General features: G+C 71.7%; 21 protein-coding genes. 3 read left to right on the top strand and 18 right to left on the bottom strand.

What is annotated here, in order from left to right; genetic code table 11:
- From metK to pyrR, 11 genes are all read right to left on the bottom strand, one after another.
- Positions 1 to 1,194, bottom strand: coding sequence for a methionine adenosyltransferase (gene metK / locus EV187_RS09500; RefSeq protein WP_130352799.1), 1,194 nt, complete (start codon positions 1,192 to 1,194; stop codon positions 1 to 3).
- Positions 1,191 to 2,447 (bottom strand): bifunctional phosphopantothenoylcysteine decarboxylase/phosphopantothenate--cysteine ligase CoaBC, encoded by a 1,257-nt coding sequence (gene coaBC, locus EV187_RS09495; RefSeq protein WP_130352798.1) that lies wholly within the window; start codon positions 2,445 to 2,447, stop codon positions 1,191 to 1,193. The genes metK and coaBC overlap by 4 nt, the downstream gene beginning before the upstream one ends.
- A 10-nt stretch (positions 2,448 to 2,457) precedes the next feature.
- Complete coding sequence (gene rpoZ / locus EV187_RS09490) at positions 2,458 to 2,715, bottom strand: DNA-directed RNA polymerase subunit omega (RefSeq protein WP_067947279.1); 258 nt, start codon at positions 2,713 to 2,715, stop codon at positions 2,458 to 2,460.
- A 63-nt stretch (positions 2,716 to 2,778) separates the two neighbouring features.
- Complete coding sequence (gene gmk, locus EV187_RS09485) at positions 2,779 to 3,720, bottom strand: guanylate kinase (protein ID WP_242609522.1); 942 nt, start codon at positions 3,718 to 3,720, stop codon at positions 2,779 to 2,781.
- Positions 3,713 to 4,597, bottom strand: a complete 885-nt coding sequence (gene pyrF / locus EV187_RS09480) for an orotidine-5'-phosphate decarboxylase (RefSeq protein ID WP_207221797.1) — start codon at positions 4,595 to 4,597, stop codon at positions 3,713 to 3,715. Before pyrF ends, gmk begins: the two co-directional genes overlap by 8 nt.
- Positions 4,594 to 7,890 carry a carbamoyl-phosphate synthase large subunit gene (gene carB, locus EV187_RS09475; RefSeq protein ID WP_130352796.1) on the bottom strand — a complete coding sequence of 1,099 codons (3,297 nt, stop codon included), beginning with the start codon at positions 7,888 to 7,890 and terminating at the stop codon, positions 4,594 to 4,596. Before carB ends, pyrF begins: the two co-directional genes overlap by 4 nt.
- A complete protein-coding gene (carA, locus tag EV187_RS09470; protein ID WP_207221796.1) occupies positions 7,890 to 9,053 on the bottom strand; it encodes a glutamine-hydrolyzing carbamoyl-phosphate synthase small subunit in 1,164 nt (387 codons plus the stop codon). The genes carB and carA overlap by 1 nt, the downstream gene beginning before the upstream one ends.
- Positions 9,046 to 9,597, bottom strand: a complete 552-nt coding sequence (locus EV187_RS09465; RefSeq protein ID WP_130352795.1) for a PH-like domain-containing protein — start codon at positions 9,595 to 9,597, stop codon at positions 9,046 to 9,048. Before EV187_RS09465 ends, carA begins: the two co-directional genes overlap by 8 nt.
- Positions 9,590 to 10,933 carry a dihydroorotase gene (locus EV187_RS09460; RefSeq protein WP_130352794.1) on the bottom strand — a complete coding sequence of 448 codons (1,344 nt, stop codon included), beginning with the start codon at positions 10,931 to 10,933 and terminating at the stop codon, positions 9,590 to 9,592. Before EV187_RS09460 ends, EV187_RS09465 begins: the two co-directional genes overlap by 8 nt.
- Positions 10,930 to 11,883 (bottom strand): aspartate carbamoyltransferase catalytic subunit, encoded by a 954-nt coding sequence (locus tag EV187_RS09455; RefSeq protein ID WP_130352793.1) that lies wholly within the window; start codon positions 11,881 to 11,883, stop codon positions 10,930 to 10,932. Before EV187_RS09455 ends, EV187_RS09460 begins: the two co-directional genes overlap by 4 nt.
- Positions 11,883 to 12,422: a bifunctional pyr operon transcriptional regulator/uracil phosphoribosyltransferase PyrR gene (gene pyrR / locus EV187_RS09450; RefSeq protein ID WP_130352792.1), complete on the bottom strand. Its 540-nt coding sequence runs from the start codon at positions 12,420 to 12,422 to the stop codon at positions 11,883 to 11,885. The genes EV187_RS09455 and pyrR overlap by 1 nt, the downstream gene beginning before the upstream one ends.
- 147 nt (positions 12,423 to 12,569) lie before the next feature.
- On the opposite strand from pyrR, the gene EV187_RS09445 reads away from it, so the two are divergent.
- Positions 12,570 to 12,974 (top strand): DUF6855 family protein, encoded by a 405-nt coding sequence (locus EV187_RS09445; RefSeq protein ID WP_130352791.1) that lies wholly within the window; start codon positions 12,570 to 12,572, stop codon positions 12,972 to 12,974.
- Between the two features lie 97 nt (positions 12,975 to 13,071).
- On the opposite strand, the gene EV187_RS09440 is transcribed toward EV187_RS09445, so the two are convergent.
- Positions 13,072 to 13,608 (bottom strand): DoxX family protein, encoded by a 537-nt coding sequence (locus EV187_RS09440; protein ID WP_130352790.1) that lies wholly within the window; start codon positions 13,606 to 13,608, stop codon positions 13,072 to 13,074.
- A 197-nt stretch (positions 13,609 to 13,805) separates the two neighbouring features.
- Here EV187_RS09440 and EV187_RS09435 point away from each other — a divergent pair, with 197 nt between their 5' ends.
- Complete coding sequence (locus EV187_RS09435) at positions 13,806 to 15,110, top strand: glycosyltransferase (RefSeq protein WP_130352789.1); 1,305 nt, start codon at positions 13,806 to 13,808, stop codon at positions 15,108 to 15,110.
- 44 nt (positions 15,111 to 15,154) lie between these two features.
- A complete protein-coding gene (locus EV187_RS09430; protein WP_130352788.1) occupies positions 15,155 to 15,529 on the top strand; it encodes a hypothetical protein in 375 nt (124 codons plus the stop codon).
- 33 nt (positions 15,530 to 15,562) lie between these two features.
- Here the strand turns inward: EV187_RS09430 and nusB are convergent, their stop codons facing one another.
- The 6 genes from nusB to aroC form a co-directional block, all read right to left on the bottom strand.
- On the bottom strand, positions 15,563 to 15,976 hold the full coding sequence (gene nusB, locus EV187_RS09425) for a transcription antitermination factor NusB (RefSeq protein ID WP_130352787.1): 414 nt from the start codon (positions 15,974 to 15,976) through the stop codon (positions 15,563 to 15,565).
- Positions 15,976 to 16,539 (bottom strand): elongation factor P, encoded by a 564-nt coding sequence (efp, locus tag EV187_RS09420; protein ID WP_130352786.1) that lies wholly within the window; start codon positions 16,537 to 16,539, stop codon positions 15,976 to 15,978. Before efp ends, nusB begins: the two co-directional genes overlap by 1 nt.
- A 76-nt stretch (positions 16,540 to 16,615) precedes the next feature.
- On the bottom strand, positions 16,616 to 17,056 hold the full coding sequence (locus EV187_RS09415) for a type II 3-dehydroquinate dehydratase (RefSeq protein WP_130352785.1): 441 nt from the start codon (positions 17,054 to 17,056) through the stop codon (positions 16,616 to 16,618).
- Between the two features lie 74 nt (positions 17,057 to 17,130).
- Positions 17,131 to 18,216: a 3-dehydroquinate synthase gene (gene aroB / locus EV187_RS09410; protein WP_130352784.1), complete on the bottom strand. Its 1,086-nt coding sequence runs from the start codon at positions 18,214 to 18,216 to the stop codon at positions 17,131 to 17,133.
- Complete coding sequence (locus tag EV187_RS09405) at positions 18,213 to 18,734, bottom strand: shikimate kinase (protein ID WP_242609521.1); 522 nt, start codon at positions 18,732 to 18,734, stop codon at positions 18,213 to 18,215. The genes aroB and EV187_RS09405 overlap by 4 nt, the downstream gene beginning before the upstream one ends.
- The gene (gene aroC / locus EV187_RS09400) at positions 18,727 to 19,947 is read right to left on the bottom strand and encodes a chorismate synthase (protein ID WP_130352782.1); all 1,221 of its coding nucleotides are present in this window, start codon (positions 19,945 to 19,947) and stop codon (positions 18,727 to 18,729) included. The genes EV187_RS09405 and aroC overlap by 8 nt, the downstream gene beginning before the upstream one ends.
- Positions 19,948 to 19,959 lie beyond the last annotated feature (12 nt).

Here is a 19,959-nt window from a genome sequence, read left to right as displayed (position 1 = left end):
TCAGAGCCCGGCGGCGGCGCGGAGGTCGTCGACGCGGTCGAGCCGCTCCCAGGTGAAGTCGGGCAGCTCGCGGCCGAAGTGGCCGTAGCTCGCCGTCTTCGCGTAGATGGGCCGCAGGAGGTCGAGGTCGCGGATGATCGCCGCGGGCCGCAGGTCGAAGACGTCGCGGATGGCGCCGATGATGCGCTCGTCGGGAACGTGGGCGGTGCCGAAGGACTCGACGTAGAGCCCCACGGGGGCGGCCTTGCCGATGGCGTAGGCGACCTGCAGCTCGAGCCGGTCGGCGAGGCCGGCCGCGACGGCGTTCTTCGCGACCCAGCGCATGGCGTACGCCGCGGAGCGGTCGACCTTCGACGGGTCCTTGCCGCTGAACGCCCCGCCGCCGTGGCGGCTCGCGCCGCCGTAGGTGTCGATGATGATCTTGCGACCCGTGAGGCCGGCGTCGCCCTGCGGCCCGCCGATCTCGAATCGGCCGGTGGGGTTGATGAGCACCGCGAGCTCGGGACGGGAGAGCTCCACGGTGTCGAGGACCGGACGGATGACCAGCTCCTCGACCTCGGCACGGAGCTGCTCGGTCGACACGGCGGGCGAGTGCTGCGTCGACAGCACGACCGTCTCGATCGTGCGCGGCACCTGGCCGTCGTATCCGACCGTGACCTGTGTCTTGCCGTCGGGGCGCAGGTAGTCGAGCTCGCCCTGCTTGCGCACCTCGGCGAGGCGCTCGGAGAGCCGGTGCGCGACCCAGATCGGCACGGGCATGAGCTCGGGCGTCTCGCGCGTGGCGTAGCCGAACATGATGCCCTGGTCGCCGGCGCCCTGCATGTCGAGCGCGTCGTCGCTCGCCCGCTCGCGCGCCTCGAAGGCGTGGTCGACGCCCTGCGCGATGTCTGGCGACTGGCCGCCGATCGACACCGAGACCCCGCACGAGCGGCCGTCGAACCAGACGTCGGAGGAGTTGTAGCCGATCGACGTGACGCGGTCGCGCACGATCGCCGGGATCTCCACGTACCCCGCCGTCGTCACCTCGCCCGCCACGTGCACCAGTCCCGTCGTCACCAGCGTCTCGACCGCGACCCGGCTGTGCGGGTCGACGGTCAGCAGCGCATCGAGGATCGAATCGGAGATCTGGTCGCAGATCTTGTCGGGGTGGCCCTCGGTGACGGATTCGGAGGTGAAGAGGCGGAGTGCGTTCATGTGGTGGGCTCGTGTTCCTTCGAGGTCTCGGCGGCGGCCGCCGCAGTCGTCGATTCCGAGACAACCACGTCGAGGATGACTTCGGCCACTGACATTTTCGTTCCGTGTGCTCGTGTGACGACGACGCCGTCGTGTCCGATGACCACGACCGCGTTCTCGTCGCGCGCGAACCCCTCGTTCCAGCCCACCCGGTTGACCACCAGCAGGTCGGCGCCCTTCGCCTCGCGCTTGGCGCGGCCGAGCTCGAGGAGGCGGTCGTCGTCGGGTTCGGTCTCCGCGGCGAATCCGACGAGCAGGGTGCCGTCGTGCGGCGCGTGCCCGAGCCCGGCGAGGATGTCGGGATTCCGCACGAGCTCGAGCGTCATGCCCACGTCGCCGGCGTCCTTCTTGAGCTTCGACTCGCTGACGTCGGCGGGGCGGTAGTCGGCGACGGCGGCGGCCATCACGACCACGTCGGCGCCGTTCGCGGCATCCGTCACGGCCTGCTGCAGTTCGAGGGCGGTCGAGACCCGGCGGATGTCGCAGCCGGCCGGCTCGCCGATCTCGAGGTTCGCGGCGATCAGCGTGACTTCGGCGCCGCGCGCGAGTGCGGCCTCGGCGATCGCGACGCCCTGCTTGCCGCTCGAGCGGTTGCCGAGGAAGCGCACGGGATCGAGCGGCTCGCGCGTGCCGCCCGCGGTCACGACGACGCGGAATCCGGCGAGGTCGCGCCGAGCGGATGCCGCGGCGCGCTCGAGGGCCGCCGCGGCGATCACGTCGGGCTCCTCCATGCGACCGGGGCCGCTGTCGGCGCCCGTGAGCTGGCCGACCGCGGGACCGACGACCGTGACGCCGCGCGAGCGGAGCGTGGCGATGTTCGCCTGGGTGGCCGGGTGCCGCCACATCTCGGTGTGCATGGCGGGCGCGATGACGACCGGCGCCTCGCTCGCGAGCACGGTGTTGCCGAGCAGGTCGTCGGCGAGGCCGGTCGCGAGCTTCGCGATCGTGTTCGCCGTGGCCGGCGCGATCACGATGAGGTCGGCGGCCTGCCCGATGGCGACGTGGCGCACCTCGGCGACGCCCTCGTACAGGTCGGTGTGCACCGGGTTGCGCGAGATGGCCTCGAGCGTCGGCCGACCGACGAACCGCAGCGCACCCTCGGTGGGCACGACGTGGACGTCGTGCCCGGCCAGCACGAGTGCCCGGACGACGCCGACGGCCTTGTACGCCGCGATGCCGCCGGTGATGCCGACGACGATGTTGAGCGGCGACATCCTCGGCGCGCTACTCGCCGATCGGGCGGAGCCGGAGCTTGTCCTCGTTGATCTCGTGCAGCGCGACCGAGAGGGGCTTGTCGTCGATCGACGAGTCGACCAGCGGGCCGACGTTGTCGAAGAGGCTGCCCTCATGCAGGTCCGCGTAGTAGTCGTTGATCTGGCGGGCGCGCTTCGACGCGAAGATCACGAGCTGGTACTTCGAGTCGACCTTCGAGAGCAGGTCGTCGATGGGCGGATCGATGATGCCGGACAGCTTCTCAGCCATGGACAGACTCCTTAGAACGGAACGTGCGCACCTCTGTGCGCGGAAACTTGCGGCCCGGGCAGCTCAACGCCGACCCTTTCGGGGCCTCATCAAGTCTACGACCTTTTGCGCGGCCTCGCCGACGTCGTGGTTCACGACCTGGTGGTCGAACTCGTCGACGGCGGCCAGCTCGACCTTCGCGGTCTCCAGGCGGCGCTGCTGCTCGGCGGGGCTCTCGGTGCCCCGGCCGACGAGCCGGCGCACCAGCTCGTCCCAGGTGGGCGGCAGGAGGAACACGAGCGTCGCCTCGGGCATCGCGCGTCGCACGGAGCGCGCACCCTGGATGTCGATCTCGAGCAGCACGCTGCTGCCCTCGGCGATCGCCTCGTCAACGGGACGCCGCGGAGTGCCGTACCGGGAGGCGTTGTGCACGGTGGCCCACTCGAGGAGATCCCCCGCCGCGATCATGCGGTCGAACTCGGTGTCGTCGACGAAGTAATAGTGCTCGCCCTCGACCTCGCCCGGCCGGGGCGGTCGCGTGGTCGCCGAGACCGACAGGCGCACCTCGGGGTGGTGCCGTCGGATGTACGACGCGACGGTCCCCTTGCCCACAGCGGTCGGCCCCGCCAGCACGACCAGGCGGTCCCCGGTGCCGCCGTGACCGGCGACCCAGTCGGCCACGAACTCGCGGAGCCGCCTGCGCTGCAGGCGACCGAGCCCGCCGAGCCGCTTGGACTTGGCGATCCCGAGCTCGTCCATGATGCGAGCGCTCTTGGTGGCGCCGATCGCCGGGATGGAGGTGAGGAACTCGGGTACCCGGAGGCGCCCCTCGACGCCCTCGGGCGCCTCGTAGGCCTCGCGCAGCACGTCGAGAGGGCTGCGCGAGCCGCTCGCCACATCGGCCTTGACGGACGCCCGGGCGCGCCGCGCGGCGACCGCCGCCCGCGACGCGGCGACGCGGTCGACCTCGGGGGGCGACGCGGTCGCGGTCGTGCCGTGCGTCGGGGTGGTCGTCGTCTCAGGCAATCGCAGCTCCGTACTCGTCTGCGCGACGCGCGATCGCGTCGGCGAGCCCATCGGGACCGGCAGCGAGCAGCGAACGCGACTCGCTGGCGATGACGCCGGAGGCGAACGCGCCGAACCTGGTGCGGATGTCGCCGGGCTCGGCGCCCTGGTGCCCGAATCCGGGGGCGAGCACGGGCAGTCCCGGCCGCGGCGGTTCCGCGTCGGTGTCGATGCCCGTCACCCGCAGGTCGGTGGTGGCGCCGAACACGACGCCGATCGAGCCGAGCGTGCGCGTCGCGGCATCCGCTCGACCCTGGTTCCATCCGATCACGCCCTGCGTGATCGCCTGCGCGACCGTGCTGCCGGCGCGGCTCGACTGCTGCAGGACGGCCCGCTGGATCGCCGCCGCCTCGGGGTTGGATGTCGCGGCGAGCACGAACAGTCCCTTGCCCGCCGCCTCCGCGGCCACCATGACCTGCTCGACGGAGCCGAGGCCCTGGTAGGCGCTGATCGTCATGGCATCGGCCTCGAGGCTGGAACCGGGGCGGAGCCACGCCGCGCCGTAGGCGTCGACGGTCGAGCCGATGTCGCCGCGCTTCGCGTCGGCGATGACCAGCAGGTCGGCGTCGCGCGCCTCGCGGAGGACGCGCTCGAGCGCGGCGTACCCCGCGGCGCCGTGCCGCTCGAAGAACGCGACCTGCGGCTTCACGATGCCGACCTTGTCGGCCGCGGCCTCGACGGCGCGCAGGCCGAACTCGCGCACGCCCTCTGCGGAGTCGGGCTGGCCCCACTCGGCGAGCAGCGAGGCGTGCGGGTCGATGCCGAGGCACAGGTGCCCGTATGCTGCGAACACGGCTTCCAGCCGTTCGCCGAAGGGCATCACGGAGGCGCCGTTCATGCGGTCATCGCCGCCGCCCGGCGCGCGCCGTACTCCTGCAGGCTCGTCACCTCGAACCCGCCGCGCACCGCGTCGAGGGAGGCGACGGCCGCCGAGAGCTCGGCGATGGTCGTGAAGAGCGGGATGTCGGAGGCCACCGCCGCGGCACGGATCTCGTAGCCGTCGGCCCGGGCCGACCGGCCGCTGGGCGTGTTCACGACCACGTCGACCTCGCCGCGATGGATGAGTTCGACGACGGATGCCGCGTCGGCGTCGGGCTTCTCGCTGTACTTGAGCACCTCGCGGGCGCCGATGCCGTTGCGGCGGAGCACCTCGGCGGTGCCCTCGGTCGCGGCGATCTCGTAGCCGAGCTGCTGCAGGCGGAGCACCGGGAGGATGATCGAGCGCTTGTCGCGGTCGGAGACCGAGACGAACACCGTGCCCGACAGCGGCATCCCTCCGTATGCGGCCAGCTGGCTCTTCGCGAACGCGGTCGGGAAGTCCTTGTCGATTCCCATCACCTCGCCCGTCGAGCGCATCTCGGGACCGAGCACCGAATCGACCATGATGCCCTCGCGGGTGCGGAACCGGTGGAACGGCAGCACGGCCTCCTTCACGGCCACGGGTGCGTCGAGCGGCACCCGTGAGCCGTCGGATGCCGGCAGCATGCCCTCCTCGATGAGCTCGGCGACGGTGGCGCCCACCATGATGCGCGAGGCGGCCTTGGCGAGCGGGATGCCCAGCGCCTTCGACACGAACGGCACGGTGCGACTGGCGCGCGGGTTCGCCTCGAGCACGTAGAGCACGCCCGCGCCGATCGCGAACTGCACGTTGAGGAGCCCCCTCACGCCGACCCCCTCGGCGATCGCGCGAGTCGCCACGCGCACGCGGTCGACCTCGGCGCGGCCGAGCGTGACGGGCGGAAGCGTGCAGCTCGAGTCGCCCGAGTGGATGCCCGCCTCCTCGATGTGCTCCATGACGCCGCCGATGTACAGGTCGGTGCCGTCGTAGAGCGCGTCGACGTCGATCTCGATCGCGTCGTCGAGGAAGCGGTCGACGAGCAGCGGGTGGCTGGGGCCGACGATGCCTTGGCCCTCGATGCGCGAGAAGTAGTCGGCGAGCGAGGGCGAGTCGTAGACGATCTCCATGCCGCGTCCGCCGAGCACGTAGCTCGGGCGCACGAGCACCGGGTAGCCGATGCCCTCGGCCACGTGCACGGCCCCGGCCACGTCGATGGCGGTGCCGTTGCGCGGGGCGAGCAGCCCGGCGGCGTCGAGGATGCCCGAGAACAGTCCGCGCTCCTCGGCGAGGTCGATCGCGTCGGGGCTCGTGCCGAGGATGGGCACGCCGGCCGCCTCGAGGCCCTTCGCGAGCCCGAGCGCGGTCTGCCCGCCGAGCTGCACGACGACTCCGACGAGCTCGCCGGTCTGCGACTCGGCGTGGATCACCTCGAGCACGTCCTCGAGCGTGAGCGGCTCGAAGTACAGGCGATCGCTCGTGTCGTAGTCGGTCGAGACGGTCTCGGGGTTGCAGTTGATCATGATGGTCTCGAACCCGGCGTCGGACAACGCGAACGACGCGTGCACGCAGGAGTAGTCGAACTCGACGCCCTGGCCGATGCGGTTCGGACCCGAGCCGAGGATCACGACCTTGCGGCGGTCGGACGGCTCCACCTCGGTCTCGAGGTCGTAGCTCGAGTAGTGGTACGGCGTGAGCGCCGGGAACTCGCCCGCGCACGTGTCGACCGTCTTGTAGACCGGCCGGATGCCGAGGATGTGGCGCACCTCGCGCGCATCGGCCTCGCTGCCGAAGCCGCGCAGCTGGGCGATCTGCGCGTCGGAGAACCCGTGATCCTTCGCGAGCAGGAGGAGCTCCGTGTCGAGCGCATCGGCGGCGGCCACGGTCTCCGCGACCTCGTTGACGAGCACGATCTGGTCGAGGAACCACGGGTCGATCCCGGTCGCCTCGAAGACCTCCTCGATCGACGCACCCTTGCGCAGCGCCTGCTGCACGAGCACGATCCGGCCGTCGGTCGGCACGCGCGACGCCTCGACGAGTTCGGCCGCGCTGCGGTCCTCCTCGCCCCAGTGGAACGACGAGCCGCGCTTCTCGAGGGAACGGAGCGCCTTCTGCAGCGCGGTCGAGAAGTTGCGTCCGATCGCCATCGCCTCGCCGACCGACTTCATGGTGGTGGTGAGCGTCGGATCGGCGGCGGGGAACTTCTCGAACGCGAAGCGCGGCACCTTCACGACGACGTAGTCGAGCGTCGGCTCGAAGCTCGCCGGCGTCACCCGCGTGATGTCGTTCGGGATCTCGTCGAGGCGGTAGCCGATCGCGAGCTTCGCCGCGATCTTCGCGATCGGGAACCCGGTGGCCTTCGAGGCGAGCGCCGAGGAGCGGGACACGCGCGGGTTCATCTCGATCACGATGATGCGCCCGTCCGCCGGGTCGACGGCGAACTGGATGTTGCAGCCGCCGGTGTCCACGCCGACGGCGCGGATGATGTCGATGCCGATGTCGCGCAGCTTCTGGTACTCGCGGTCGGTCAGCGTGAGCGCCGGGGCCACCGTGATCGAGTCGCCCGTGTGCACGCCGACGGGGTCGACGTTCTCGATGGAGCAGACGACGACGGTGTTGTCGGCCGTGTCGCGCATGAGCTCGAGCTCGTACTCCTTCCAGCCGAGGATCGACTCCTCGAGGAGCACCTCGGTCGTGGGCGAGTCGTGGAGGCCCTGCGTCACGTAGCGCACGAGGTCCTCCTCGGTGTACGCGAAGCCCGAGCCGAGGCCGCCCATCGTGAACGACGGACGCACCACGAGCGGATAGCCGAGGTCGAGCGCGAACTCCTTGGCCTGCTCGAGCGTCTTCGCGACGTGCGAGCGGGCGACATCCGCCCCCGCCTCGATCACGAGGTCCTTGAAGAGCTGCCGGTCCTCGCCCTTGCGGATCGCCTCCACCTTGGCTCCGATGAGCTCGACGCCGTGCTTGTCGAGGATGCCGGCGTCGTGCAGGGCGATGGCCGCGTTCAGCGCGGTCTGGCCGCCGAGGGTCGGGAGCACGGCATCCGGCCGCTCCTTGATGATGATCGACTCGATGATCTCGGGCGTGATGGGCTCGATGTACGTCGCGTCGGCGAAGTCGGGGTCGGTCATGATCGTGGCCGGGTTCGGGTTCACGAGGATGACGCGCACGCCCTCGGCACGGAGCACGCGGCACGCCTGGGTGCCGGAGTAATCGAACTCGGCCGCCTGGCCGATGACGATCGGACCGGATCCGATGACGAGGACGCTGGTGATGTCGTCGCGCTTGGGCATCAGGCGCTCGTCTCCTTGCTCGCGATGACCATGTCGCGGAAGCGGTCGAACAGGTAGTTGGCGTCGTGGGGGCCGGCGGCCGACTCGGGGTGGTACTGCACCGAGAAGGCGGGGATGTCGAGGCAGTTGAGGCCCTCGACGACGTTGTCGTTGAGGTCGTAGTGGCTCACCTCGACGCGCCCGAAGCCCTCGGCCGATTCGCTCACGCGGTCGATCGGGGCGTCGACGGCGAAGCCGTGGTTGTGTGCGGTGATCTCGACCCGGCCGGTGGCCTTGTCGAGCACCGGCTGGTTGATGCCGCGATGGCCGAAGGGCAGCTTGTAGGTGCCGAACCCGAGGGCGCGTCCGAGCAGCTGGTTGCCGAAGCAGATGCCGAAGTACGGCAGGCCCTCGCGCAGCGTCGCCCGCAGGAGTTCGACGTGCGCGTCGGATGCCCCGGGGTCGCCCGGTCCGTTCGAGAAGAACAGCGCATCGGGGGCCAGGGCGAGCACCTCGTCCGCGGTGATCGACTGGGGCACCACGTGCACGTCGAAGCCGCGCTCGGCGAGGAACCTCAGGGTCGACGTCTTCACGCCGAGGTCGAGCACGGCGACGGATCCGACCCGGTCGCCCTCGGCGGGCAGCGTGTACGACTCGGTGGTCGACACGGTGCCCGAGAGGTTCAGGCCCGTCATCTCGGCGCCGCCGAGCACCAGCTCGAGCTGCTCGCCGTGCGTGAGCTGGGCGGCGTCACCCGAGAAGATGCCCGCGCGCATGGCGCCGGCGGAGCGGATGTGACGCGTGACCGCGCGCGTGTCGATGCCGCTGATGCCCACGATGCCGGAAGCCTCGAGGTCGTCGTCGAGGCTCCGCTGGGAGCGGAAGTTCGAGACGACGCGGGAGGGATCGCGCACGACGAACCCGGCCACCCAGATGCGCGCGGACTCCATGTCCTCGTCGTTCATTCCGGTGTTGCCGATGTGCGGCGCCGTCATCATGACGATCTGGCCGGCGTACGAGGGGTCGGTGAGGGTCTCCTGGTAGCCCGTCATGCCGGTGGCGAACACGGCCTCGCCGAGCGTGCGCCCGCGCGCGCCGTAGGCGCGTCCCTCGTAGCGGCGGCCGTCCTCGAGCACGAGCACGGCCGGCTCGTCGGTGCGGGTTGGGGTGGGGGTCTCAGTCATCCGAGGCCTCGCTCTCCTGTTCCGGCCGCGGCGCGGTACGCGCGGCGGCGATGTCCGTGATGGCGGCGATGATGCGCGCCGAGTCGCCCGGATACCGGGCCCTGAGGTAGCTGTCGACGTTGGGGGCCGCCTGCTCGGGATCGGCGAGGTTCGCGATCCACGTCACCACGACCAGCCCCTCGGGCTCCACGCCGCGGTCGATCGCGTAGCTCGCCTCGCCGGCCGACACGATGCGGTCGGCGGGGAGGAAGCTCGCGGGTTCGCCGGCGACGCGAAGCACCATCCCCTCGGGCGCGACCTCGATGCGGGCGGCGCCGCGGAAGGCGAGGCCGTGCACGGCGAGGCGCTCGAGCGGCTCGCCGGTCGGCGTCGTCGCGACGTACAGCACCTCCGTCTCGAGGATCGACGGGCCGAGCGACGCGGGCAGCGGGTACGGGGTGATCCGCTCGTCGCGAACGGTGCGGCGCTTCCACGACCGCACCATGAGCCACGCCGCGAGCCCGATGATGACGATGGCGACGAGTGCGCCGGCCCATTTATCCACGGGTCCCCTCCAGCCGCGCGGAGGCGTGCCGGGCGATCTCGTCGGCAGGGCGCACCGCGCCGTCGAGGTACGTGGCGTAGCCCCCGTGGAACGTGGCGACGACGCGACCGGGCAACCTCCGCCCGAGGTAGGGCGAGTTCACGCTGCGCCCGGCGAGCCGGTCGAGGGAGAAGTCGGATGCCGCGGCGGGATCGTACAGCGCGACCTCCGCCGCCGATCCGCGCTCCAGTGGCTGCCCGTGGCCGGCCAGGCGGCCGATGCTCGCGGGGGCGGCGGACAGCACGCGCGCGACATCCGCCCAGTCGAGGAGGCCGTTCTCGACGACGGCGGCGTGCACGACGGCGAGCGCGGACTCGAGCCCGACCATGCCGTTCGCGGCGGCGTCCCACTCGCTCTCCTTCGCCTCGACCGGGTGGGGCGCGTGGTCGGTCGCGACGATGTCGATGGTGCCGTCGGCGAGCGCGAGGCGCAGGGCTTCGACGTCCTCGGCGCGGCGCAGCGGCGGGTTGACCTTGAACCGGGGGTCGTAGCTCGAGACGAGGTCCTCGGTGAGCAGCAGGTGGTGGGGCGTGACCTCGGCGGTGACGTCGATGCCGCGGGCCTTCGCCCAGCGGATGACCTCGACGGAACCGGCGGTGGAGACGTGGCAGACGTGCAGGCGGCTGCCGACGTGCTCGGCGAGCAGCACGTCGCGGGCGATGATCGACTCCTCGGCGACGGCGGGCCAGCCGACGAGGCCGAGCTCGCCCGAGAGCGCCCCCTCGTTCATCTGGGCGCCCTGGGTGAGCCGCGGCTCCTGCGCGTGCTGAGCGATCACGCCGTCGAACGCCTTCACGTACTCGAGGGCCCGGCGCATGAGCAGCGGGTCCGAGACGCAGAAGCCGTCATCGGAGAAGACGCGCACGTTCGCCCGCGAGCGGGCCATCGCACCGAGCTCGGCGAGCTGCTCGCCCTTCAGGCCGACCGTGACCGCCCCGATCGGCTGCACGGTGGCGTAGCCGGCGGCGCGGCCGAGGCTCGCCTCCTGCTCCACGACCCCGGCGGTGTCGGCCACGGGAGAGGTGTTCGCCATTGCGAAGACGGCCGTGAACCCGCCCGCCGCGGCGGCCTGCGTCCCGGTGAGCACCGTCTCGCTCTGCTCGTAGCCCGGCTCGCGGAGGTGGGTGTGCAGGTCGACGAGCCCGGGCAGGGCCACGAGCCCGTCGGCGTCGACGACCGTCGCGCCCGCGGCATCCGCGATGCGACCGACCTCGGCGATGACGCCGTCCGAGAGGAGGAGGTCGGCACGCCCGCCCGTCGCGAGCGTCGCGCCGGTGATCAGGAAGCGCTCGGTCATGCGGCGTCACCCCGTTCGCCCGACAGCAGCAGATAGAGGGCGGCCATTCTCACTGATACTCCGTTCGCGACCTGCTCGCGCACCGTGGACTGCGGCGAATCTGCGGCGCGGGCGGCGATCTCCAGCCCGCGGTTCATGGGTCCGGGGTGCATCACCATCGTAGTCGGGGGCAGCCGATCGAACCGGGCGTCGTCCAGTCCCCACGTGCGCGCGTACTCGCGGCTGTTGGGGAAGAATGCGGCGTGCATCCGCTCGGCCTGGATGCGGAGCATCATGACCACGTCGGGACCGCCGGCGAGCGAGGCGTCGAGGTCGTAGCCGACGCGGGCGGGCCACGCCGTCGTGTCGACCGGCAGGAGCGTGGGCGGCGCGACGAGCTCGACCGTTGCGCCGAGCGTCGTGAGCAGCCACACGTTCGAACGCGCGACGCGGGAGTGCAGGATGTCGCCGACGATCACGACGTGCACGCCGTCGAGACCGCGTCCCCGCGACGTCGCGCCGTGCAGGCGGCGCCGGATCGTGAACGCGTCGAGCAGCGCCTGCGTCGGGTGCTCGTGCGTGCCGTCGCCGGCGTTCACGACGCCGGCGTCGATCCATCCGCTCATCGCGAGCGTCTGCGGGGCGCCCGATGCGTGGTGGCGGATGACGACGCCGTCGGCGCCCATGGCCTGGAGCGTCTGCGCGGTGTCCTTCAGGCTCTCGCCCTTCGAGACGCTCGACCCCTTCGCACTGAAGTTGATGACGTCGGCCGACAGCCGCTTCGCCGCGGCCTCGAATGAGATGCGCGTACGGGTGGAGTCCTCGAAGAAGAGGTTCACGACGGTCCTGCCGCGCAGCGTCGGGAGCTTCTTCATCTCACGCTCCTGCACGGCCGCCATGTCCTCGGCGACATCGAGCAGGGCGATCGCGTCGTCACGCGAGAGCTCCTTCGTGGAGAGCAGGTGGCGCATCAGTCGTCACCACCGTCGATCGTCACGGCGTCGTCGCCGTCGACCTCGGCGAGGCGGACGTTGATGCGCTCGCGGGTCGAGCTCGGCAGGTTCTTGCCGACGAAGTCCGCCCGGATCGGGAACTCGCGGTGACCGCGGTCGACGAGCACGGCGAGGCGCACTGCGCGAGCGCGGCCGAGGTCGGCGAGCGCGTCGAAGGCGGCCCGGATCGTGCGGCCCGAGTAGAGCACGTCGTCGACGAGCACGACCGTGGCTCCGTCGATTCCGCCGGAGGGCACCGAGGTCGGCTGCGGCGTACGGACGGGATGCCGGCCCAGGTCGTCGCGGTACATCGTCACATCGAGCGCTCCGGCGGGAACGTCGGAGGCCGCGATGCGGCCGATGATCGCGGCGAGGCGGTCGGCGAGCACGACGCCACGGGTGGGGATCCCGAGGAGCACGAGCCGTTCGGCCCCGCGATTCGACTCGAGGATCTCGTGGGCGATGCGAGTGATCGCCCGATCGATGTCAGCCTGCTGCAGCACGGTGCGCACAGCCATGCGGACTCCCTTCTCCGCCTCACGGGACGGGCTTCAAGGTTGCCTTCCGATCCAGCCTACCAGCCGTGGCCGTCGCCGCCCGCGGCGGTCGGGAGTAGCATCGGCCGCGCGGGGGCCTCCCCGCGTCGAGGAGGACGGGAGGGGCTCATGGCCGGCACGGGCACCGCGGACGATCCCTGGCAGTTGACGACGGCACCGGGAACGTCGGCGTACACGATGTACCGCGACGAGGGCGCCGAACCGCCCGCGCTCGTCTGCAGGGTGGGCTCGACCACGCTGACATACCGCCTCTCGGCGATCGACGACCTCGCCGCCTGGCTGCGCGAGCAGGGCGACTGGGTGCCGCTGGGTGCGGCCGACGAGCAGAAGACCGCCGCCGACGGCACGGTCGAGGCCTGGGGACGATCAGCGGCCAATCCCGTCGGCGGCTGGTACGGCCTCCGGAAGGGCTACCGGGGACGGTTCGGCATGTACCTGCCGCCGCTGCTCGAGGCGCTCGGGCTCGCCGAGCTCACGCACGACGCACGCAACAATCGCATGCGCGCGATCTGATCGCCGATAACCGCATGCGCGATCTGATGGCCGCACCCCCTGAACGCCGAAGGGCGGAGCGCCATGCGCTCCGCCCTTCGTGCCGGGTGCCGCCGGGTCACCGGCCGGACCTGGCCGATCCGCGCAGCACCCGCGACGCGACGACGAGCGCCGCCGCGATGAGCACCACGTTCTTGAGGACGTACTGACCGAGCAGGGTCGGCCCCGCGGCCGTGAACAGCTCGCTCGGGAAGAAGACGAGCGGCGACAGGATGCCGACGAAGGCGACGGCGAGCATGACGAGTCCGAAACGGGCGAACACGCCCGAGATCAGGGCGAGCCCGGCGACGGTCTCGATGACCGCCGTGAGGATCATGGCGAGCTGGCCGCCGACGATGCCGAAGGTGAGCACGCCCCACGTCGCCTCGACGAGCGACTCGACCGGGCTGACCCCGGGGAAGAACTTGATCACGCCGAAGGCGACGAACACGACGCCGAGGGCGACGCGGAGGGCCGGGACGCTCCACCGCTCGAGGAACGCCTTGAGCATGCCCTCGAACGCGCCGAGGCGGTCGATGAGGCTGAGGTGGGAGGCCGGGACCGGACGGGGGCCGACGGGCTGCAGGCCGGGAGTGGGGGCGGGGATCGATGACATGGCGCAGGTGCTCCTTCCAGAGCCTTCAGGTGTTGGGATCGGCGCTCGCACGTGCGGCACCGAGATCCAGTGAACCGGCTGCGACCGTCCCGGAGATCCGGGCCTGCGCCGGAATCCGGGGAGGGTCTCCACCCATTCCCCTCCCCGTGCCAGCACTGGGGGTGACGGCGAAGCAGGCTGATGTGGTCGAATCGGGCATGGCCGAAGTGATGATCGCCGTGATGCCGTTCCAGGGCCACGTCGCGCCGATGGCCGCCGTCGCCCGCGCGTTCGTCGAGGCGGGTCACGGTGTGCGCGTCTACACCGGCTCCGCCCATGCCGACCGGTTCACGGCCGTCGGCGCGCAGGCGCTCAGGTGGACCTCGGCGCCCGACTTCGACGAGCACGACCTGGCCGCGACCTTCCCCATGCTGCGCGGGCGCAAGGGTCCACGCCAGATGCTGGCGAACGTGGAGCACGTCTTCGTGCGCACCGCCGCAGCCCAGTCCGACGACCTGGTCCGGGCCTTCGACGAGCGCCCATGGGACGTCGTCGTCGCCGACGGCCTGAGCCTCGGCGCTCACCTGGCGTCCGAGCGCACCCGCACGCCGTGGGTCACCGTGAGCATCGTGCCGCTCGCGATCCCCAGCCGCGACCTGCCCCCGCCCATGTTGGGCCTCGCGCCCGCGACCGGCGCTCTCGGACGACTCCGCGATCGCGCGCTTCGGGCGGTCGCGCGCGCCGGCGCATACGGCATCCGGCGCGCCTACATCGCCGAGCGCGCACGCGCCGGGCTCCCGGCGAACGGCCGCTCGTTCGACGAGGCGTGGTACTCCTCCGACCTCGTCTGCGCCACGGGCGTCGCCGAGCTCGAGTTCGCGCGATCCGACCTCGCGACGCATGTCGTGTTCGTCGGCGAGCTGACCCGCGCGACGGCGGGCGGTGCGGCACTGCCGACATGGTGGGACGAGGTCGCGGCCTCCGCGGAGCCGGTGGTGCACGTGACGCAGGGCACGCTGAACGTCGACCCGCACGACCTCATCGAGCCCACGTTCGCGGCGCTCGGCCGGCAGCCCGTGCTCGTGGTCGCCGCGACGGGGCGTGCGGATGACCCGAGCCTGCCGTTCCCCGCCCCGCCGAACGCGCGCGTGGCCGGCCTCCTCCCCTACGGCGCCCTGCTCCCCAGGGTCGACGTGATGGTCACGAACGGCGGATGGGGCGGTGTGCTCGCCGCGCTCGCCGCCGGCATCCCGCTCATCGTCGCCGGCGGCGACCTCGACAAGCCCGGGGTGGCCGCCAGGGTGGCCTGGTCGGGCGCGGGCGTGAACCTGCGGTCGGGCCGTCCCTCGGCTCGTACGGTGCTCCGCGGGTGGCGCCGGGTGTCGACGGATGCCGCGTACCGCGTGAACGCCGCGCGCATCGCCGAGCGGCTGGCCGAGCACCACGGTCCTGCGGAGGTCGTCGAGCACACGCTCCGACTGCTCGCGACGCGGCAGCCGCCTGCCGCGGCGACCGCCGAGTGAAAAGGTGCGTGGCGGGTCGACGCGAGCGGGCGTACTGTCGAGGAATGGCGAAGCTCAGCGAGAGTCTGGCGGCGTTGGTGCCCACGTGGGGCGCCAAGATGGCATACGGCGAACGCACCACGTTGGGCGGACATGAACTCGTGCCCGTCGCACTCGTGGTCTTCGGGTTCGGCGGGGGCGAGGGATCCGGCGAGATGCCCGAGGGCGGCACCACCCCCGCAGGCAGGGGCGAGGGCAGCGGCGGCGGTGGCGGCGGCTACGTGGTGCCGATCGGCGCCTATGTCGGCGGCCCCGACGGGCTGCGGTTCCGCCCCAACCCGATCGCGATGCTGATGGTCGCCGTTCCGCTGGTGTCTGCCGCCGGCTGGGCGGTGTCGCGGATCGCCGGCGCGATCGGCGGGAGCCGCGCCGCGCACTGACCGCACCGCTCGGGCGCGGGTCGGAGTCTGCTCCTAAGCCTTGGCGTGCGAGATCGCGGCCAGGAGGCCGTTCACGAAGCCGGCGGAATCGTCGGTCGACAGCACGGTGGCCGCCTCGACGGCCTCGGAGATCGCCACGGGGTCGGGCACGGCGTCGTTGTACAGGATCTCCCAGACGCCGATGCGCAGCAGCGCGCGGTCGACCGCGGGCATGCGCTCCAGCGTCCAGCCGCGCGAGTGCGTGGTGATGAGCTCGTCGATCTCCTCGCGGTGGTCGACGATGCCGTCGACGATCTCCCGGGCGTAGAGCCACGACGCCTGTCGCTCGGGCTCGCTCACGGCGCGCTCGGCCTCGACCGCGAGCACCTGCTCGACCGGCACCTGGCGCATGTCGGCCGAGTAGAGCATGTCGAGGGCGCGCTTGCGCGCCTTCGTGCGGGCGCTCACTAGTCGTTCACGCGGCCGAGGTAGTCGCCCGTGCGGGTGTCGACCTTGACCTTCGTGCCGGTCTCGAGGAAGAGCGGCACCTGGATCTCGTAGCCGGTCTCGACGGTGGCGGGCTTGGTGCCGCCCGTCGAGCGGTCGCCCTGCAGGCCCGGCTCGGTGTAGGTGATCTCGAGCACGACCGACGCGGGCAGATCGATGTAGAGCGGGTTGCCGTTGTTCAGGGCGATGGTGACCGCCTGGTTCTCGAGCATGAAGTTCGCGGCGTCGCCGACGACGGTCGCGGGCACGGTGAGCTGGTCGTAGTCGGTCGCGTCCATGAACACGAAGCCGTCGCCGTCGTTGTAGAGGTAGGTGAAGTCGCGGCGGTCGACGTTCTCGATGTCGATCTTCGTGCCGGCGTTGTACGTGCGATCGACGACCTTGCCCGTGACGACGTTCTTCAGCTTCGTGCGGACGAACGCGCCGCCCTTGCCGGGCTTGACGTGCTGGAACTCGATGACGCTCCAGAGCTGGCCGTCGATGTTGAGGACGACGCCGTTCTTGATGTCAGCCGTGCTTGCCATTGGAGGTGATTCCGATCGATCGAGGGAAGTCAGAGGGCACGCGTCGATCGCGTGCGACTGATCGAGTGTAGTCGACTCACCCGAGCGACCGCAGAACCCAGTCGACCGCGAGACGGTAGGACTCCGCGCCGAACCCGGCGATCACGCCCGTCGCGACGCCCGAGATCACGCTCGTGTGGCGGAAGGCCTCGCGGGCGTGCGGATTGGAGAGATGCACCTCGACGAGCGGCACGCCGACCTGCTTCAACTGGGCGGCGGCATCCCGCAGTGCGTAGCTGTAGTGCGTGAACGCCGCCGGGTTCAGCACGACCGGTACCCGGCGGTCGACGGCCTCGTGGATCCAGCCGATCAGCTCGGCCTCGTCATCCGTCTGCCGCAGGTCGACCTCGACGCCGTCGGGCACGGATGCCGCGAGGCCGGCGCCGATGTCCGCGAGCGTCTCGCTGCCGTACACCTCGGGCTCTCGCGTGCCGAGGCGGCCGAGGTTCGGGCCGTTCAGCACGAGGATCGTCGTCATGCGGCCAGCCTAGCGGCGGGGGCATCCGCGGATCGTGGCCCGGTGGCGCGGCGCACCGACGGCCGTGGCACGGTTCAGGAGCCGATCTCCTGGTACGCCGCGAACAACAGCGATTGGTCGGGCGCCTGCATCACCGTGGGCTTCGCGAGGTCGTCGAGCACGATGAAGCGCAGCTGGCCGCCCCGCGCCTTCTTGTCGCGCTGCATCGTCGCGAGCAGGGTGTTCCAGCGGCCTGCGGGGTAGGTCGTCGGCAGCCCGAGCAGGTCGAGCACGCGCTTGTGCCGGTCGGCGACCTCGTCGGAGAGGCGGCCGGAGAGGCGGCCGAGCTCGGCGGCGAACGCCATGCCGACCGAGATGGCGGCACCGTGCCGCCACTGGTAGCGCTCGGCGTGCTCCACGGCATGCCCGAGGGTGTGCCCGTAGTTGAGGATCTCGCGGAGGCCCTGCTCCGTGAAGTCCTCGGACACGACCTCGGCCTTCATGCGGATCGCGAGCTCGACGACGCGCCGGAACTCGGGCGAGGTCGGATCGGTCGCGGCATCCGGATCGGCCTCGATGACGTCGAGGATCTCGGGGTAGCGGATGAAGCCGGCCTTCACGATCTCGGCGAACCCGGCGAGGATCTCGTTCCGCGGCAGGGTGTCGAGCAGCTCGAGGTCGCAGAGCACGGCGGCAGGCGCGTGGAACACCCCGACGAGGTTCTTCCCCTCGCTCGTGTTGATCCCCGTCTTGCCGCCGACGGCGGCGTCGACCATGCCGAGCACCGTGGTGGGCACCTGCACGACGCGCACGCCGCGCAGCCAGGTTGCGGCGACGAACCCGGCGAGATCGGTGATCGCCCCGCCGCCGAGGCCCACGATGGCGTCGCTGCGAGTGAAGTCGGCCTGGCCGAGGACCTGCCAGCAGAACGCCGCGACCTCGACCCGCTTGCCGGCCTCTGCGTCGGGTACCTCGGCGAGGAGCACCTCGAAGCGATCCTGGAGCTCCTCGCGCAGGGCGGCGGCACGCGCGCCGAGCGTCGGCGCGTGCACGACCAGCACCTTCCTGGCCGCCGGCCCGATCGCGTCGCCGAGCTCGGACACCACGCCGCGTCCCACGACCACGTCGTAGCCCGCGTCGCCGCCCACCCGGATGCTCGTCCGCGCCTCGCCTGCCGTCATCGTCGTCCTCCCGTGAACCGCTCGGTGATCGCGTCGACGATGCGCGCGACCGAGCGGCGCGACGTGTCGATGTCGTAGTCGGCGAGCTCGCGGTAGATCGGCGCGCGCGCCTCGAGGATGGCGGTCCAGCGCGACATGCCGCCCTCCGTCAGCATGGGTCGAGTGCCGCCCGTGAGCCGGGGCGCCACCGCCTCGGGCGACACCTTCAGCCACACCACCTGCAGGTCGGCGAGGTCGTCGCGCGTGTCGGGGTGCAGCACCGCTCCCCCGCCGAGCGAGATGACGGCCTCCTCGCGCAGGGCCTCGGCCACGACCTCCCGTTCGACGATGCGGAAGTACTCCTCGCCCTCGCGATCGAAGATCTCGTCGATGGGCCCGTAGCGCTCCACGATGCGCGTGTCGGTGTCGACGAAGGGCGCCCCGACGGATGCCGCGAGCCGATGCCCGACGCGCGACTTGCCCGCTCCCATGGGCCCGATGAGGACGATGGGCAGCGGGACGCGAACGCCGTCAGACACGGTCGGCCGCGGCCTCCGCCGACGCGACCTCCGTGCGGAGTGCATCGGGGATCGCCGCGAGGTAGGACTCGAGGTTGCGACGCGTCTCGGCGACGGAGTCGCCCCCGAACTTCTCGAGCACCGCGTTCGCGAGGGTGAGGGCGACCATCGCCTCCGCCACGACGCCGGCCGCCGGAACGGCGCAGACATCCGACCGCTGGTGGTGCGCCGGTGCGGCCTCGCCGGTGGCGACGTCGACGGTCGGCAGGGCGTGCGGGATCGTCGCGATCGGCTTCATGCCGGCGCTCACGCGGAGCACCGTGCCCGTGGACATACCGCCCTCGGTGCCGCCGGCGCGATCGCTCGCCCGCACGATGCGGCCGTCGGCGCGGTGGAGCTCGTCGTGGGCGGCGGAGCCCCGGCGCGTGGTCGTGAGGAACCCGTCGCCGACCTCGACGCCCTTGATGGCCTGGATGCCCATCAGCGCGGCGGCGAGCTGCGAGTCGAGGCGTCGGTCCCAGTGGACGTGCGAGCCGAGGCCCGGCGGCACCCCGTACGCGAGCACCTCGACGACGCCGCCGAGCGTGTCGCCGTCCTTGTGGGCCCCGTCGACCTCGGCCACCATGCGGGCCGACGTCTCGGGATCGAAGCAGCGGAGCGGGTCGGCGTCGAGCCGGTCGACGTCGTCGGGCAGTGGCAGTGGCGAGCCCTCGGGAACGCGCACCGGTCCGATCGCGACGGTGTGCGACACCGTGCGGATGCCGAGCTCGGCGAGGAAGGCGCGCGCCACCGCGCCGAGTGCCACGCGTGCGGCCGTCTCGCGTGCGCTCGCCCGCTCCAGCACCGGTCGCGCCTCGTCGAAGCCGTACTTCTGCATGCCGACGAGATCCGCGTGCCCCGGCCGGGGCCGCGTGAGGGGCGCACCGCGTCCGCGGCCGAGCTTCGCCGGGTCGATGGGCTCGGGGCTCATGACCTCCTGCCACTTCGGCCACTCGGTGTTGCCGATCCGCAGCGCGATGGGGCTCCCGAGGCTCTCGCCGTGGCGCACTCCGCCTGAGATCGCCAGCTCGTCCTGCTCGAACTTCATGCGCGCACCCCGGCCGTAGCCGAGCTTGCGACGCGCGAGGTCGGCGCGGATGGCGTCGAGTGAGACGGGGATACCGGCGGGGAGACCCTCGAGGATCGCGACGAGCTCAGGGCCGTGCGATTCTCCGGCAGTGAGCCAACGGAGCATGCCCCTATCCTT

The organism is Agromyces ramosus, assembly GCF_004216665.1.
Classification (GTDB): domain Bacteria; phylum Actinomycetota; class Actinomycetes; order Actinomycetales; family Microbacteriaceae; genus Agromyces; species Agromyces ramosus.
This window is presented reverse-complemented; position numbering and strand designations above follow the sequence as displayed.